Annotated in this window: 16 protein-coding genes and 1 pseudogene; 13 read left to right on the top strand and 4 right to left on the bottom strand. The window is 47.9% G+C overall.

The window, feature by feature from the left end; translation table 11 throughout:
- Positions 1-8 precede the first annotated feature (8 nt).
- Genes H583_RS0126070 through H583_RS34370 form a run of 8 tightly spaced genes read left to right on the top strand, consistent with a single transcriptional unit; the run spans position 9 to position 6,544 of the window.
- The gene (locus H583_RS0126070; RefSeq protein ID WP_028563054.1) at positions 9-1,031 is read left to right on the top strand and encodes a DUF2793 domain-containing protein; all 1,023 of its coding nucleotides are present in this window, start codon (positions 9-11) and stop codon (positions 1,029-1,031) included.
- Positions 1,032-1,045: 14 nt separating this feature from the next.
- Entirely contained in the window at positions 1,046-2,065 is a 1,020-nt protein-coding gene (locus H583_RS37075; RefSeq protein WP_161631220.1) for a hyaluronate lyase N-terminal domain-containing protein, read from the top strand.
- A gap of 3 nt (positions 2,066-2,068) precedes the next feature.
- Positions 2,069-2,686 carry a YmfQ family protein gene (locus tag H583_RS0126080; RefSeq protein WP_028563055.1) on the top strand — a complete coding sequence of 206 codons (618 nt, stop codon included), beginning with the start codon at positions 2,069-2,071 and terminating at the stop codon, positions 2,684-2,686.
- A 4-nt stretch (positions 2,687-2,690) separates the two neighbouring features.
- Positions 2,691-4,823, top strand: a complete 2,133-nt coding sequence (locus H583_RS37385) for an NHL repeat-containing protein (RefSeq protein ID WP_028563056.1) — start codon at positions 2,691-2,693, stop codon at positions 4,821-4,823.
- A gap of 13 nt (positions 4,824-4,836) precedes the next feature.
- The gene (locus H583_RS0126090; RefSeq protein ID WP_028563057.1) at positions 4,837-5,157 is read left to right on the top strand and encodes a hypothetical protein; all 321 of its coding nucleotides are present in this window, start codon (positions 4,837-4,839) and stop codon (positions 5,155-5,157) included.
- On the top strand, positions 5,150-5,287 hold the full coding sequence (locus tag H583_RS36850; protein WP_154665999.1) for an XkdX family protein: 138 nt from the start codon (positions 5,150-5,152) through the stop codon (positions 5,285-5,287). Before H583_RS0126090 ends, H583_RS36850 begins: the two co-directional genes overlap by 8 nt.
- A 25-nt stretch (positions 5,288-5,312) precedes the next feature.
- The gene (locus H583_RS37080; RefSeq protein WP_161631221.1) at positions 5,313-6,194 is read left to right on the top strand and encodes an N-acetylmuramoyl-L-alanine amidase; all 882 of its coding nucleotides are present in this window, start codon (positions 5,313-5,315) and stop codon (positions 6,192-6,194) included.
- A complete protein-coding gene (locus tag H583_RS34370) occupies positions 6,191-6,544 on the top strand; it encodes a phage holin, LLH family (RefSeq protein ID WP_051237039.1) in 354 nt (117 codons plus the stop codon). The genes H583_RS37080 and H583_RS34370 overlap by 4 nt, the downstream gene beginning before the upstream one ends.
- Before the next feature lie 370 nt (positions 6,545-6,914).
- Here H583_RS34370 and H583_RS35690 read toward each other — a convergent pair whose 3' ends face one another.
- The gene (locus H583_RS35690) at positions 6,915-7,517 is read right to left on the bottom strand and encodes a stalk domain-containing protein (protein WP_028563058.1); all 603 of its coding nucleotides are present in this window, start codon (positions 7,515-7,517) and stop codon (positions 6,915-6,917) included.
- Between the two features lie 455 nt (positions 7,518-7,972).
- Between H583_RS35690 and H583_RS0126115 the strand changes: the two genes are divergently transcribed.
- Entirely contained in the window at positions 7,973-8,572 is a 600-nt protein-coding gene (locus H583_RS0126115) for a YdcF family protein (protein WP_051237041.1), read from the top strand.
- A gap of 176 nt (positions 8,573-8,748) precedes the next feature.
- Here H583_RS0126115 and H583_RS0126120 read toward each other — a convergent pair whose 3' ends face one another.
- A complete protein-coding gene (locus H583_RS0126120; RefSeq protein WP_028563060.1) occupies positions 8,749-8,928 on the bottom strand; it encodes a hypothetical protein in 180 nt (59 codons plus the stop codon).
- A 263-nt stretch (positions 8,929-9,191) separates the two neighbouring features.
- Here H583_RS0126120 and H583_RS34380 point away from each other — a divergent pair, with 263 nt between their 5' ends.
- From H583_RS34380 to H583_RS38205, 4 genes and pseudogenes are all read left to right on the top strand, one after another.
- Positions 9,192-9,593 (top strand): hypothetical protein, encoded by a 402-nt coding sequence (locus H583_RS34380; protein WP_051237043.1) that lies wholly within the window; start codon positions 9,192-9,194, stop codon positions 9,591-9,593.
- Positions 9,594-10,087: 494 nt separating this feature from the next.
- Positions 10,088-11,143, top strand: coding sequence for an efflux RND transporter periplasmic adaptor subunit (locus tag H583_RS0126130; protein ID WP_028563061.1), 1,056 nt, complete (start codon positions 10,088-10,090; stop codon positions 11,141-11,143).
- A 5-nt stretch (positions 11,144-11,148) separates the two neighbouring features.
- Entirely contained in the window at positions 11,149-14,235 is a 3,087-nt protein-coding gene (locus H583_RS0126135) for an efflux RND transporter permease subunit (protein ID WP_342663560.1), read from the top strand.
- A gap of 140 nt (positions 14,236-14,375) precedes the next feature.
- A pseudogene (locus tag H583_RS38205) lies at positions 14,376-14,825 on the top strand (hypothetical protein); the annotation flags it as partial.
- Positions 14,826-14,877: 52 nt separating this feature from the next.
- Here H583_RS38205 and H583_RS0126150 read toward each other — a convergent pair.
- Both H583_RS0126150 and mscL read right to left on the bottom strand, forming a co-directional pair.
- Positions 14,878-15,516 carry an NUDIX hydrolase gene (locus H583_RS0126150; RefSeq protein ID WP_028563063.1) on the bottom strand — a complete coding sequence of 213 codons (639 nt, stop codon included), beginning with the start codon at positions 15,514-15,516 and terminating at the stop codon, positions 14,878-14,880.
- Complete coding sequence (gene mscL / locus H583_RS0126155; RefSeq protein WP_028563064.1) at positions 15,513-15,998, bottom strand: large conductance mechanosensitive channel protein MscL; 486 nt, start codon at positions 15,996-15,998, stop codon at positions 15,513-15,515. The genes H583_RS0126150 and mscL overlap by 4 nt, the downstream gene beginning before the upstream one ends.
- Between the last annotated feature and the right edge of the window lie 243 nt (positions 15,999-16,241).

Below are 16,241 nucleotides of genomic sequence, written 5' to 3' on the forward strand. Positions count from 1 at the left end.
GAGAGAAGATGGCTCAAACGATAAGAATTAAAAGAGGTACAAAAGCCCAGCTTGATGCTTACGGTAAATTATCCGCAGGCGAGCTGGGCTTTTGTACGGATACAAAGGAAATTTTCGTTGGTGACGGTTCGGAAAACATTTTGGCGGGCCGCGCAATGTCGGGGACAGAAGCTAGCCGCCCAAACAGCGGAGTGCCCGGGCGCATGTACTATGTTACGAGTGCTAACAACATGGGCTATCTATATATCGATGATGGAACAGCCTGGAGACGTGTGAATGCTCAAAAGCTGACTGATTTGACAGGTACAATCGATGATATTGCAGATGGGGCCAATTTCGCAAAGGTTAAAAAAGCGGACATTACGGCTGGCAGTGTTAACAAGGTTTCAGACGGCACAAACACCAAAACCGCTGCAGAAATTAAAACGCATATTGATGATGCCTCCAGGCACCGTCAAATTAACGATACCGCTGTAACTGCCACATCATTATGGTCCTCGCAAAAAACGAATACCGAGATCAGCAATGCCGTGCGCGGCCTAGACTGGCAAGATAGTGTAGGCTCCCGCGCTATTACGGCTCCGCCGTCTTCGCCTCAAGCGGGCTTCCGGTGGATTATTCCTTCCTTTGCTACAGGAGCCTGGTCAGGGAAGGCCACCCAGATCGCACACTGGTCGGGGACCGGATGGGTTTATTACGAGCCCAAGCAAGGCTGGAGTGTCTACATCCATGATGAAAATAAAAACTACGTCTTCAATGGATCAGCCTGGGTAAGGTCGGGTGAGGCCAACCAGACGATTACCGCTGGAAACGGGCTGACAGGCGGCGGGCAGGGAGACACAGTCACGCTGGCGGTTGGAGGTGGCAATGGGATTACGGTGTCAGCCACGGCCGTGAGTGCCAGAGCCGGAAAAGGAATTGTTGTCAATGGCACCGGCATTGAAGCCAATATTGACCAGGACAGTCTAGTGTACGATTCTGCAAATGGCAACCGGCTAACGGTAGCTGTAGTAGATGGCGGTACGTTTTAGGAGGTGAGAACTAAATGGCCAGAAAAGCCTTAATACAGATCCGCCGGGGATTGGAAAAGGATATTGGCACGCTCGCAGTTGGAGAACTGGGATACTGTACAGACACCCAAAAGCTGTATATCGGGACATCAACGGGTAATGTGCTAATGGCGGCACCCGAAATTAGTGGTGACATGCTCAAATCTATCTATGATACGAATAACAATGGCAAGGTGGACAAAGCGGAAACGGCCGACAGTATTGCTTGGAGCGGGGTAACGGGCAAGCCTTCTGCTTTCCCTCCAACTGCACATACTCATCCTGCAGCAGAGGTAACCGAATCCGCTGCGAAGCGCTTTGTATCCGATACGGAGAAATCAGCATGGAATGGCAAGCAAAATAACCTGGGCTACACGCCCCTCAATAAAGCAGGAGATACTGCAAGCGGAACGCTTCAGGTACCGGCATTGAAATTGGACAATCGGTATTTGGAGACGTATGTGGGCGGGATATCTTTCGCCAATGGGGTGGCGAATCAGAAATTTAACCTGGTATTCCCGGCTATGACTGCAGATTTTGCCGGGTGGTTTGAAATTGATATTATCAGTTCCTGGTCTTATGCAAATGGTGCCGGGCGAATGACCAAGAGAATTGCAACTCATACCAATCAGACGAACCGAACGATCCGCAGCCAGGATGCTTATTATTTAAATGCAGACCCTTTAATTTCCGATCTGTTTGCCATATCTGATTTATGGAATGACAGCACAGACGGAAGGTACAAGGTAACCGTGGTCTCCCGTACGAGTGCGGCTAACACGATTCATGTCTTTGGCAAGGTGATGAGTATTAACACGAATGCCCCTGATCTTTTCAACAATGTAACCCTGTCGACGGTGTATACAACAGATACTACGGTTCACCCCAAGGCTGTTGTCCAGATGCCCGCGGATGCAGAGGTAGCCGGACAAAAAATCTGGCATGCGGGCAACCTGAACCCTGCCAGCTATCTGACAAAGGGAACGATCACCTGGAATCAGCTGAAGGGGGGTTAGAGGATGGCATATGGTACAGGAATATATGGCCAGGCATTATTTGGACAGGATTTAAAAGATAATGGAGGTCCTGATCTCGATAAAGTGGATCTGATGGCTTACCTGCCCCCCTATTATATAGATGTAAAAGAAATGGAAGAGCTGCAAAAACAGCTTGGCATGGAATTGGAACTGCAGCAATTCTGTATGAAGGATGTGCTTAATCAGCGATTTATCCAGTCTGCGACTTGGGGATTGGAACGCTGGGAAAGAGAGCTTGGGCTTCCGGTAGATCCTTCCAAAGCATATGAAAGAAGACGGGAGATGCTGCTTGCCAAGCTGCGGGGATCAGGCACAACAACTAAAGCCATGATTATGCAAGCAGCGGCGGCTTTTTCCGGTGGTGAAGTTGAGATTACCGAGACACCGGGGGAGTACCACTTTGAGATTCAATTTGTCGGTGTGATGGGGGTTCCGCTCAATATGCCGGGCTTTATTCAATTGTTAGAGGATATTAAGCCAGCGCATTTGACATACTCCTTCAAATATACCTATACCTGGTGGGAGACTCTGAAATCATTGATCTGGAACCAGGCCAGAAGCAAAACATGGAATGAGCTACGAGTTTACGAGGGAGAGTGAGTGTATGAAAACAACAGGAAATCTGGGTCTTAAAAAGCCTGACGGTACAGATATTGTCGATATTGCCGATCTGAACAGTAATATGGATACGCTGGATACTGAAGTTACGAAGCTTGCCAGCACCACAGTACCCGGCAGGATGTCTGCGGCAGATAAGGTAAAACTGAATGGAATCGCTGCTGGGGCCAATAATTATACGCATCCGACAGGTGACGGAAATCTTCATGTCCCGGCTACGGGGACGGGGAACAATGGAAAAGTGCTGAAGGCTGGGAGCACAGCAGGCAGCGCGGCTTGGGGGAATGTGGCCTTTTCTGAAGTGAGTGCCAAGCCAACTACGTTGAGCGGGTACGGAATAACAGATGCAGCGTCGTCTTCCCATGTCGGTGCTGGCGGCGCTGCTCATGCCAATGCCACTCCAAGTGTGGACGGCTTTATGAGTGCGGCCGATAAAGGGAAGTTGGATGGCATTCAGGCGGGAGCCAATAACTATACACATCCGGCAACACATCCGGCTTCGATTATTGCTCAGGATGCCAACAACCGCTTTATGACAGATGCAGAGCGGACAAAGTTGTCAGGAATTGCTGCTGGAGCGAATAACTATACGCATCCGGCGACGCATCCGGCTTCTATTATTACGCAGGATGCCAGCAATCGTTTTATGACAGATGTAGAGCGTACTAAACTTTCTGGAATCGCTGCTGGGGCAAATAACTATACGCATCCATCGACACATCCAGCTACAATTATTGTCCAAGATTCTAATAATCGCTTCGTGACGGATACAGAGAAATCAACCTGGAACGGTAAGGCAGGTACAACTGTTGCTACGATATCAGCTAATGGATTAATGTCAGCGGAGGATAAGCAACTTAGTGCTAACCGTAATGGGTATGGAACTACAGCGGGTACAGGGTCGGCTTACACATTGTCACTGAATCCTGCACCAATGGGGTTAGTAGAGGGACTGCGTATTACAGTCAAAATTCATGTTGCCAATACTGGAACTGCCACAATTAATGTTAATGGGCTAGGTTCAAAGTCTATTCTAAAGGGAAATGGAAGTACATTGTCATTAGGTAATCTAAAGCCTAGCTCCGTATACTCGCTTGTATATAATGGAACGGCTTTTATATTACAGGGTGAAGGAGGTGATTACTATATAGGAGATACGATTAATTCTGCAAATTTAATAAAAACAGGAGAGAGTGCGATCGAATTATGGTCTAATACAGGGACTCTCAAATCGGAAGATATGGCTCTGGATTTGTCCGGTAATATTTATGTTGCATATTCCGGATCGTCTGGAAGGATCACTAAAATGAACTCAAATGGAGTTGAGATTTGGTCCAATATCGATGTACCTGAAGCATATGGTATAAGTGTAGCAGCGTCTGGTTACGTATATAGTACGCATAATCTAGATTCTGGAAAGACATTGCGAAAATTGAACCCGTCAGGGGATGAAGTTTGGTCAAATTCACTTATACCAAAGGGATATAAAGTTGTAGTAGATGCCTCTGAAAATGTGTATTGTAGTTACAATTTAAAAACCAGTGGAGGAAAGACACTTCAGAAATTGAACTCATCAGGAACTGAATTATGGTCCAAATATGAAACCACACATGGCGGGCAAGTTGCAATAGATTCTTTTGGGAATGTATTTATAGCACAGCAGGCTAACTTTGGATCATTCAAAAAATATACCTCCAATGGATCGTTGGTATGGTCATTTGATGCTGGAGGTGGAAAGATGGGAGCTTCTGTGGCTACTGATACGGAGGGAAATGCATATTGTGGGGTTTTTTCCTTTAGTAGTCTTGACCCTTTTAGAAAAATAAGTCCATCTGGAACAGTGATATGGACTAAATCTTTGGTTTTAGTAAAGAAAACTGTAGTAGATACTACAGGTAATATATATTGCGGTATGAATTCTTCTACCTCTGATGGTTTAAGATATTTTATTAAATTTGATTCAATAGGAAATGAAATATATACGATTCGAGAAAATGCCTCAATAGGTGGAATGGCACTAGATAAAGATAATAATATAGTTCAGTCATTTTCTAATCACAGTGGAAATAAAAGCGTTAGCAAAATGAAACCAATCGATTACTATAAAATAAATAGTTAAGGAGAAATTACAAATGACAAAGCTACTTAAAGGACAAATTATAAATGAAGAGAAAATGATAGTTCAAACCATTTATAATTTAGATGCAGTTGAGAACAATTCTATTGATATAGCAACAGGTGTAGTTGTAGATTCAGAAATTGATTTCCCTGAGCCGAAGACTGGGAAAGGTTATATATATTGTGTGAACCCTCAAACGAAAGAACAGTGGTTTGAGGAGTATAATAGAAAGCTCACAAAAGATGAACAAATTGAGCAGCAGTTTGCAACACAACAAGCAATTATTGATTCATTAATTTTGGATGTATTGGAAGGAGGTAAACAAAATGTTTGAGAATCTTAAACGATTATGGGAAGAGGGAAAGTTAACAGAAATTCACTTAAATAACGCGGTTATTAAATCATGGATTACTCCACAACAGCGAGATGAGATCACAAAAAAAAATACGGAAGACTTCGTGTAATCGAAGTTTCTTTAGAGGGGAGGTATTGAAATTAATTCTAGTTTATAAAAAAGGAGACGATAGTATCAATCATTTGAAAATCGCCCTGGACGCCGGGCACGGCCCCGACACACCGGGCAAGCGCACGCCTGACGGCAGCATGCGCGAGTTCCAGTTCAACAGCGCGGTGGCCAGGTACGCCGCTGAACTGCTCGCGCAATGCCCTGGCGTGCAGACGCTATTCACGCACGCTGCAGACGGCAGCCGGGATGTGCCGCTCAAGGAGCGGACGGACCGGGCCAATAGCTGGGGAGCAGACCTGCTGGTGTCCATCCATGCGAATGCCAGCGGGGATGGCTGGAGCAACGCAGAGGGGATCGAGACGTTTACGTACTCGGTCCCCTCTGCTGCTTCCACCAGGCTTGCCCAAACCATCCAGTCTGCCTTAATCGCTTCTACCGGTCTGCGCGACCGGGGAGTCAAGATAGCCAACTTTCACATGGTACGCGAAAGCAAAATGCCTTCCGTGCTGCTTGAATGCGGCTTTATGACGAATCAGCAAGAAGCGGAATTACTAAAATCGGACGCATACCGCCGGAAATGCGCAACTGCCATTGTCTCAGGAATAGCCAAAGCCTGCAATTTCCATGTTCCTTCTCAACCAGAATTCAACATCCCGGATAAACCCGCAACACAGATTCCACAGAATCCTGTTCCAAATCCAGACAATTCGTCTAAAAAAACTGAATTTTCAGACGTAAATGCAGGAAGCTGGTATGAATCCGCGATTCAACGGATATCTTCGTCTGAAATTGGCCTAATGTCCGGTTATCCAGACGGAACGTTCAAGCCGGATGAGCGCGTCACCAGAGGGGAATTGGCGGTTATCTTAACGAGACTATTAAACCGGGAGGTGAAGCAAGAATGAATACTGTTTTTCAACCCTATCTTCAAACGATCGTGCTGACTTTACTGTCATTATTTGCGACCGTAGCTACCGCAGCCGTGCTGGAAGCACGAAAGAGAGTGCTGGTTTGGCTGGAAAGCCGTACGAGCAATGAACAAAGAGAACTTCTCCATGTGCTAGCGGGAGAAGCTTTTTCTTTCGCAGAGACAGTCTTCAAGGAACTGGAGGGCCCTAAAAAGCTGGAAGCCGCGTATGGCTATCTGAGTACCCGCCTGAAGGAGCAGGGCATTGAACTGAGCCAGCCGGAAATTCGCTCCGCTATCGAAAAAGCTGTGCTCGAGTATAATGCACTGAAGGCTCCTTTACTTTGAGCAAAATACGATTAATCGTGATTACTCATCATTCACCTGCTTCAGTCACTTACTTGCGGTCAAGCGGGCTTCAGCCACATTGCAAGCCGTAATTGATATAATAAAGACCCCCGATCTGTACTGTAACCGGGGACTGCGGCACGCAGGACGGACACTTATTAAAAAGTACCGTACTACGGTCACAGCTCGCTTACAGCGTCGGGGGTCTCTCTTTTAAACGATTAGTAACCTTTATAACTAGCTGTATAATTTCGTACCCGTAAAACTATTGCCGGCTTCAGCAAACTGAGCAACAGTAATCTCAAATGCTTCAAACTCTACTGATTTTTTCTAAAGCTTGTCCACTGTCTCTTTCTCTATATGTTCTTCCTTAGTAAGTCTCTACAATAAACCGCTTATTAATGTCATCCGCACTCAACTTGCCATTCACGTAATCTCTGTAATCTTTAGCCGGGATGCTAACATCGACTGCGTAGTCCTCGTCTTCTTTTTCATCATATTGATCATAGGAGATCGTCAGCAATTCAGTGCCATAGTTAAGCAACTGCCGGAATACTTTATCCAGTTGAGCGTCCGTCAACTTCTCTTCATCTTCCACATAAGTAAAAGCATAGGATTTGCCATCCTGTTCGAAAAGAGAAACGCCGTTTCCGCCCAGCTTATTGATTTCCTTCATTGCTTTCAAGCTGGAACCGGACTGGCTGCTGCCGCTGCCGGCTTTGCTCTTCACATCAACCGTCTGTTTTTTCGCATCATACGAGTAGCTTACTCCAGCCTGGTTCAGCAGATAGATGGGAATCATCGTCCGCCCATTGAGGTTAACGGCAGGCACGTCCGTCACCTTTACATTTGCACCATCTACGGTCAGTTTTATAATATCGTTTCCTTTATACGTTCCCCATAGTCCTGCCGCATGCACGACCCCTGCAAAGCAGAAGGATGCCATCAGGGTGATTGCGATTTTCTTTTTCATAATTTCACATTCCTTCGTTTTCCTCATCGGCTGAGGTATTGACTTTTTATCTTCTGTAATGAAACGATGACCCCTATGAATTCAAATGATTCTCCATTTGTATCATCCCAGGTGTTACATGGCGTGCAAGAAATCCTGGCAGATATCCGCGCACCTTTGGCTGAAGCGGGCCTACGCCCAAATATTATAATATTCTAATCTTTGTGTCATCCATCCATAGCCTATCCTACATAGGACCTATATGACCCTTCTAAATTCAGGTCCCTGCCAGACAAATATCAAGCTACCAAAAGCATGTGGTATAGTTGTAAGAGCATTTTCCTAAATTTGTCCATTCACTTCTTGAACGCATGACCTGCCAATGAATTCGAATTATTTTGATCCTGCTTCTCCACCGTTTTGCTATAGAGGCATATTCTCCATGCAACCATATCGACCAAAATAGGAGGGACCCGATGAAACGAAAATATGGGCTAAAATTATTTCTGGTCTTGGGTGCAATTCTTACCTTTTATATCCTGTACGCCGGATACCAAATCCTGTCGTTCAGCAGTCAAAATGAACTTGTTCACCGCGATGCTGCGGTTGTTCTCGGTGCAGCCGTTCTGGAGAGTGGAGAGCCTTCACCCGTTTTTAGGGAAAGAATCCGGCATGCGATATGGCTGTATAAGGAGGGCTATGCAGACAAGCTGATTTTCACCGGTGGCAAAGGGGAAGGGGCCACTGTGGCAGAGTCGGATGCAGCTAAAGCTATGGCGATGCAGCAGCAAGTCCCGGAGCAGGATATTTTGATCGAGACAAAGTCTGCCATTACAGAGGAAAATCTGCGTTATGCACAAGCGGCAGCAGCTACGGAGGGACTAAATACGTTCATTATTGTCAGTGACCCGCTCCATATGAAACGGTCAATGGCAATTGCGGAGCATCTCGGCATGGATGCTGTCTCTTCACCTACACCGACAACCATGTATCAAAGCTTCCGCACACGCGCGCCTTTCTTTCTCCGGGAGCTGTTCTTCTACATTGGCTACCAGCTTACATTGCCTTTCAGGTGAAAGATTGACAACTCCCGGACTATCAATCAGTCCAGGGAGTTTTGTTTCTATATAAAGCTGGTGTGCACTCTGCGATTCATAGATCCATAGCGTCCAGCTTCGCTCCACTATCTTTTCATCCTTGATCCTGCAATTTAATTTTTAATTCTGGGTCCTCAACTGTTAATTCTGGGTCTTCAATCTTTTCTTTCATGCTGCTCCTGCATTTTGGCATTAATTTTTTGCTCTTCAGCCTGATCCTTTACTCTGAATCCTAAAAACTTTTTTATCATAAACCCCCGAATTGCAATTCTGAGAATTTCCCAATATCTGCTTCCATTTTGTCCTTCCTTCCTAAATGAATCAAACCGCCCCATCCCAGTGACTGCCTGTGTTTTCCATTCCGCGCAGTCTATTTGTAAAAAGTTAGGATACTCTCATTTAATGTTCCTTTTATTTTATTTTAAGCTTCCATTCAGAATCGGGCTTTAAATTTAGGTACCAACGAAAGGGGGCGCGGGTATGGCTAACTAAACGTCATGCTTCAAGCAAGAGGATGCACAGGAGGTCGTTTTAGAGAAAGGTGAAAAGCCGCATAAGGTTGAACGGCACAATAATAAAAAAATCGGAGGTAATACCAATGAAAATCAATAAAAAACATGTTCTGATTTCACTTTCCCTGGCTTTATTATTAGTCGGTGCAGGCTGCTCTTCAACAACAGACCCGGCCAACGGCACAGGAACAGGAACTCCTGAGAATACAGTGCCAGGAGGCACGACCCCGGATGGAATGACGCCAGATACAGGGGCACCGGGCACGCCGGATATGACAACTCCGGACACAACGACACCTGACACATCCACAACTCCTGACACATCAACGGAGCCAGATACAATCCCGGATTCTTCGATCCCGGAGACAACACCAGGCACACCGCCAGCGGACGACAATACTTCCGGCACAGATGAACCGGACAGCAGTCTGCAGGAGGATGATCCGGCTGCTCCGGATAACGGCGCTGCCGGCGGAATTGGCAACTAACGGTTAATCAGATCATCCGCAGACTGCCTCTATGAATACCTCATATCGATATCCCAACATCTCCCAGGCAGTAAGCGCAGCCATTCTATATTATAGATGAAACTTATATAACGAGGACCTGCCCGGATGCAGGTCCTTTTTATATTTTTCGTTCACCTTCTATCCTTCTTCTGCACCTGATTAAATTTCATAAGAAAAACTAATAAATCCGAAACGCATATCTGTTGCCTGCGTACTACATTAATAGCTGAACAAGCTGTATAAACTGCAAAAGCAGCGTATTCGGCATATTAAGCGCAATATGATTTTTGGCAACTATACATTTAATTCATATATGAGCATTTTGCATTCATTCAATCAGCGGCTTTCAATAAACAACAGCTAGAACGATATGATTCTATTCGTCTATATGTTGCACCCGTCAGCGTTATCCAATTGAATGATGCAAAATGCATACATAATAAGCACAGCAAATCAGAAGGAGTGGGAGAAGAGTGAAGGGAAAGAGGATGTATGCAATGCTTTTGGCAGCGGCATTTGCCGGGACTGCTGTATTATCGGGCTGTACCCCAGCGCCGGAGGAAGCAACAGAGCAGGAGCAGCAAGAAGAGAGACAGACGCCGGTCCAGGTGGATAAGGTGAAGCAAGGCTCACTGACGCTGCAGAACGAAATGCTTGGTACGGCTGCCCCGAGCACCGCTGTCGATGTATTTCCCAAAATGACGGGGGAGCTGATTCAGCTCGACGTGAAGAAAGGGGATAAGGTAAAGAAAGGACAACGGCTTGGGGGAGTCAAGGGCAATGATCTGCGGGACCAGGTGGAACTGGATGAATACGCGCTGGAAATTGCCCAGAGTAATTACAAAGCCCTTGCACGCTCTGAGCATACAAGCGATACGGAACTGGACCAGGCCAAAATCTCCATCGAACAGGCCAAGCTGCGCCTGAGACAGTCCCGCACCCAACTGGATAATACCTCGATTACGACCCCGTTTGCCGGTGAAATCGTCAATGTGAATGGTGAATTGGGCGGGTTTGTAACGACAAGCTCACCGTTGTTCTCGATCATATCGACCGATCCAATCAAGATTACATCCCAGATCAGCGCAAGCCAGATGCTCATTTTGCAGACGAAAAACGAAGTTGAGGTTGAAATTCCCGACCTGGGCGAGTCCTACACGGCCAAGATCAGCTACCTGTCGCCACAGACGGGCGACAGCGGGTTCTACACGCTGGAAGCGAAGTTTGCTAATCCTGAAGAGAAAGTCAAGCCCGGGATGATCGCCAAGCTTGTAGTCGACCAGGAGCGACAAAAGGATGCATTGCTGGTGCCGACCGAATCCATTATTGAGAAGATGGGCCAATCCTACATATTTGTTGTTGCCGACGGCCGGGCTGTCATGAAAGAGATTGAGGTGCTGGAATCACAATCTGTCCTGTCCGCTATAAAGGGAGATGTCAAGGCCGGTGATGAGGTCGTCACTAAAGGGCAAATGACGCTTGCCGACGGCAATAAGGTCAAATTGGTTGAGGGGGCGCAAAAACCTTGAAAATAGTGGATATATCGGTCCGACGTCCGATCGGAATTTCCATGGTCGTTCTTGCGGTTATAGCCTTGGGTCTTGTGAGTCTGAAAAATCTGGCTGTCGATCTGTTCCCCAAAATTGATGTTCCGGTCGCAGTGGTTGCTACCTCCTATCAGGGAGCGGCACCGGAAGAAATCGAGAAGCTCATTACCCGCCCGCTGGAGGCTGTACTTAGCTCTATCCAGGGCATGGACAAAATATCCTCTCAATCACAGGCCAACTCATCACTCGTAATGCTGCAGTTTAAGTCTGGAACGAATCTCGACAACACACTGCTTGATATCCGGGAAAAGGTGGACCAGGTCAAGAACATGCTTCCCAAGGAAGCGAATTCCCCGTCGGTCCTGCGGTTTGATCCCCAGCAGATGCCAATCATGTCCCTCGGACTATCTGGCGGCGATCAGGCGGATCTGCAAAGGCTGGCTGAGAACCAGCTCATTCCATACCTGGAGCGGCAAAATGGGGTTGCCTCCGTATCGGCGGCAGGCGGCAGGACAAGAGAAATCCTCATTGAGCTTGATCGCTCAAGTCTCTCACGTTACGGTGTTGCCCCGGGCCAAATTGTTCAGGCGCTTAATGCAGAGAACCAGTCATCCTCAGCAGGCAGTGTAGTCAAGGGCCAGCAGGAGATGCAGATTCGAGTCAAGGGGGAGTATGACTCGATACATGACATACAGAATACCCTGATACTGCTCCAAAGCGGTCAGCAGATCAAGCTTAGTGAGCTTGCAGAAGTGAAGGATACCTATAAAAAGCAAAACTCGCTGACCATCGTCAACGGCGAACCTGCGCTTTTGCTGTCCATCCAGAAGCAATCTGACGCCAATACAGTCGGGGTTGCAGATGAGGTTCACAAGGCGATAGCGTCCTTTGAGCAGCAGCTTCCGGAGAACGTAGAGCTGTCCGTTATGATGGACAACTCGGTGTACATCCGCCAATCCATCGATGGTGTAGTTAATAACATGCTGACAGGCGGTATTTTATCTGTATTGATTCTGCTTCTGTTTTTGCGCAGTTTCCGCTCCACGCTTGTTATCGGAATTGCCATTCCGATTGCAGTAATCTCGACCTTTACCTTAATGTATTTTACCGGCCAGTCGCTGAACATTATTTCAATGGGCGGTCTCGCACTCGGAATCGGGATGATGCTCGATTGTTCCATTGTTATCCTGGAAAATATCGTCGTACACCGCAGGCGCGGCGCGTCCATTATAGAGGCAGCCAAGAATGGCGCATCAGAGCTTGGCTCGGCAGTCGTAGCGGCGACGGTAACCAGCTTGGTTGTATTTTTGCCGATTGTATTTGTACAGGGAATTGCTGCAGATATTTTCAAGCCGATGGCTTTGACTGTTGCATTCTCTCTAATAGCCTCGCTAGTCGTTGCAATTACACTGGTACCGATGCTGTCATCCAAGCTTATGACAGGTCCGGTGAAAGAGCGGAAGCCGAGTCTCTTCGAACGCGGGCTTGGCGTGCTGGTCCGGTTCTATAAGAACAGGCTGATATGGTCGCTTAAGCACCGGAAGACGACAGTAGCGCTCGTTGTTTTCCTCATGTTTGGAAGCCTTGGACTCACGCCGTTAATCGGGATGGAACTGATGCCTTCAGATGATCAGGGACAGTTCACCATTAATGTTACCACTCCAACAGGATCGCGTCTGGAAGAGACCAAAGAAGTGACCGATCAGGTTGAAGCATTGCTTGCGCCTCACAAGTCCATTGTCAAAACCGCTTCTCTCTCCCTTGGGGGCGGAGACTTTATGGGTGGAGGCGGCAGCACTAATAAAGCTACCTTTAATATCGAACTGATCGGCTCAAGCGAGCGGGAGATGTCCACCCGTGATCTGGTAAGCAGTCTTAGCCAGCAGGCGGGGCAAATTCCGGGAGCGGAAATTTCCGTCTCGGCAATGGAGACCGGATTCAGCGCAGGAAGCCCGATCCAGATTCAGGTTAACGGGCAGGATCAGGACGTTCTCACAGAAATTTCCGAGCAGATTGTCTGGCTCATTTCCGACATTGAAGGCATTCACGATGCGAAATCCTCTTCACAGGAAGGCAATGAAGAGCTGAATATTATTGTGGACCGCTCAATGGCTGCGCAATACGGCTTGAGCTATCAGCAGGTCACCAGCGAGATTCAGCTGGCCATGAACGGGCAGTTGGCTACCCAGCTTAGGGAAGAGGGCGATGAGTTCGATGTGAGAGTTGTCCTTCCAGAGGATGAACGCGCGGATCTGGCAGCTCTTAGCCAGCTTCGCCTGCAGACGCCGGGCGGACAATATATCCCGCTGTCGGCTGTGGCTGAATTCAAGCAAATTCAGGGACCTGTACTCATTCAGCGGGAGAACCAGCAGCGGCAAATGAATGTAACCAGCGATATCATTGGCCGGGACCTTGGAGGTGTGGCAGCTGATGTGGAACGCACGCTGAAAGGGATGAACTTCCCGGATGGCTACAGCTATTCCATGGGCGGAGACGCTGAGGAGATGATGAAATCCTTCATCGATTTGGCGATTGCAATCGTGTTCTCGATCTTCCTTGTCTATGTCGTAATGGCAGTTCAATTTGAATCTCTGCTCAATCCTTTCATCATCATGTTCTCCGTTCCGACCTCATTGGTCGGGGTTATGATCGGCCTGTTCATTACAGGAACCGCACTCAGCCTGCCGGCCTTAATCGGGTTGATACTGCTCGTGGGGGTTGTCGTCAACAACGGGATTGTGCTTGTCGATTACATCAATATATTGCGGAAAAAAGGAATGGAGCGCTACGAGGCCATTATGGAAGGAGCACCGAGCCGGGTTCGTCCGATTCTAATGATGACCTTAACGACCGTGCTTGGAATGACGCCGCTGGCGCTTGGTATTGGAGAAGGCTCCGGCATGCAGGCGCCGCTGGCGATCGTTGTTATTTTCGGTCTCTTGTTCTCCACCGTGTTCACCCTTATCTTTGTACCGGTCGTATATACGATCTTTGATGATTTCAGCAACTGGCTCAGACGCAAGCTGACGCGCAAGCAGAAGCAAGGCAATCAAACGCCTGCACTTGAGACCTAAGCAGCTTCATCCATGATTTAAATTAGTAAAACAGCGGACGGCTTTCAAGTAAAGAACTTGAAGCCGTCCGCTGTTTTTTCACGCTTGTATTTCTCCTCACATAAGATGGATAAAAGCTGATATTTAGGGAGTGAAAATTTATGCCGCTCATCCCGAATTTTCCGAATAATCTCTTGGCGGAGCACCGCAATTGGCATCATGCGCACCATAATGTTGATGTGGAAAATCCGCCTGCCGGATACGGGGAGGATTTTCTGAGATTTCACCGGCAATATATTCGCAAAGCATTGGCATGGTATAACGGACAGGGCTATGATCCGGCTCTGGTAGAGCCCTGGAGAGTTGTACCGGAAGCGATTCGCCGTTCATCCTGCTACAATATTGAAGCTGAACAGCGGATTATCAACTCGCCTGAGTCATTTGCCACCGCGGATGAACTCGGGCGGTATCTGGAATCCATGTATCTGCATAACTGCATCCATCAGCAGGCGGCCCTATTATACCGCGAAGAGGACCTGAATGATTTTGATGTTGCGCCGCGCAGCACCGTCTTTTATCAGATCCATGGCATGATTGACCGGTGGTATGCCAACTGGGAAGCGGCTCATGGCATGCGTTCTTCCCAGAGAGGATCAAGCCGTTCTAGACCGTCTGCCCGTGCTGTGACAGCGCGCGGAACATCCCGGAGTAGTAAGCGTAAGGGCGGGGAACAAATTCCGCTGCCCGCACCTGCCGTTGAACAGGCTGCAAGCCTCCGGTATGGACAGCTTCCATCCCATAAGCGGATACGGCGTCCAGCTTCCCCTCGAACAGGGCGATCATTGCGTCCAGGTCAGCCTCGAATATCCCGGCCACTTCTTCTGTCTGAAGTTCAAGCGAGGCCAGAGGGGTCCCGCACACGTAGCCGAAGACGTGGCTGAGCTCACGGTCAATGAACGAGGCACCCCGCACCTGTCCCTCTAGTTGATCCCGGTATTCCCCGAGCTTGAACAGGTCGCTGAAGGAGGCGCGGATGCCCAGCTCCTCCTCCAGTTCACGGGCCCCTTCACGGATAGTCTCTCCTGCACTCAAATGCCCGGCCGCCGTGATATCGAAGAAGCCCGGGTACGTATCCTTGTCCGACTGGCGGAGCTGGAACCAGACATAGATGCGGTCTTCCCGCTTGTGCATCACCCAGCAGTGAAAGGTCTGATGCCATAATCCCAGACGGTGAACTTCTTCGCGGGAGGTGGTCCCTATATAGTTCATTTGCTCATCATAATAATCGAATATCTCGCTCATCTTGCCTGTTCCTCAGCAAGCTGAGAAGTACAGTGGCCGCAGCGTGTAGCTTTAAGCGGAATTTCCGACAGACAGAACGGGCACTCCTTGGTTGCCGGCTCCTCTTCTGCGGCGGGCTCTTCCTTTTTACGGTGCAGACTGTTAATCGCTTTGACCAGGATAAAAATACAGAACGCGACAATGAGGAAATTCAGAATAACATTCACGAACTGTCCATAGGCAATGACAGGCACGCCGGCTTCCGCCGCTTTCGCCAGTGATATATGCTTGCCGTCGACCATTGATCTTTCCGGCTCCAGGCTAATGTACAGGTCTGTAAAGTTGACATTGCCAAGCAGCATCCCGATTGGGGGCATGATGATATCATTTACTACGGAGGTTACAATTTTGCCGAAGGCTCCTCCAATGATAACACCGACTGCCAAATCGATGACATTGCCACGGACGGCAAATTCTTTGAATTCTTTTAGCAGCTTAGACATGGCGCACTCCTTCTTCCACGATAATTTAATAGGCAGCTTCAGCTCAAGCAGCAAAATAATTGCTCATGTCTGATCAGGCTGCCGCCCATAACAAGTTCCACGCCCCCGTCTGTAAAGCCTCCCTCCACTATTAAAATAGTTCAACAGGCTTACCTGGCAGAGCATGGATTGTATTATTATAACCGATTTTTGCATGACCCGAATCAGAGTAAAGACAGCCGTTGATTCTTCACTGTCTGCACC

It is taken from the genome of Paenibacillus pinihumi DSM 23905 = JCM 16419, from assembly GCF_000422505.1.
GTDB classification, from domain to species: Bacteria; Bacillota; Bacilli; order Paenibacillales; family Paenibacillaceae; genus Paenibacillus_D; species Paenibacillus_D pinihumi.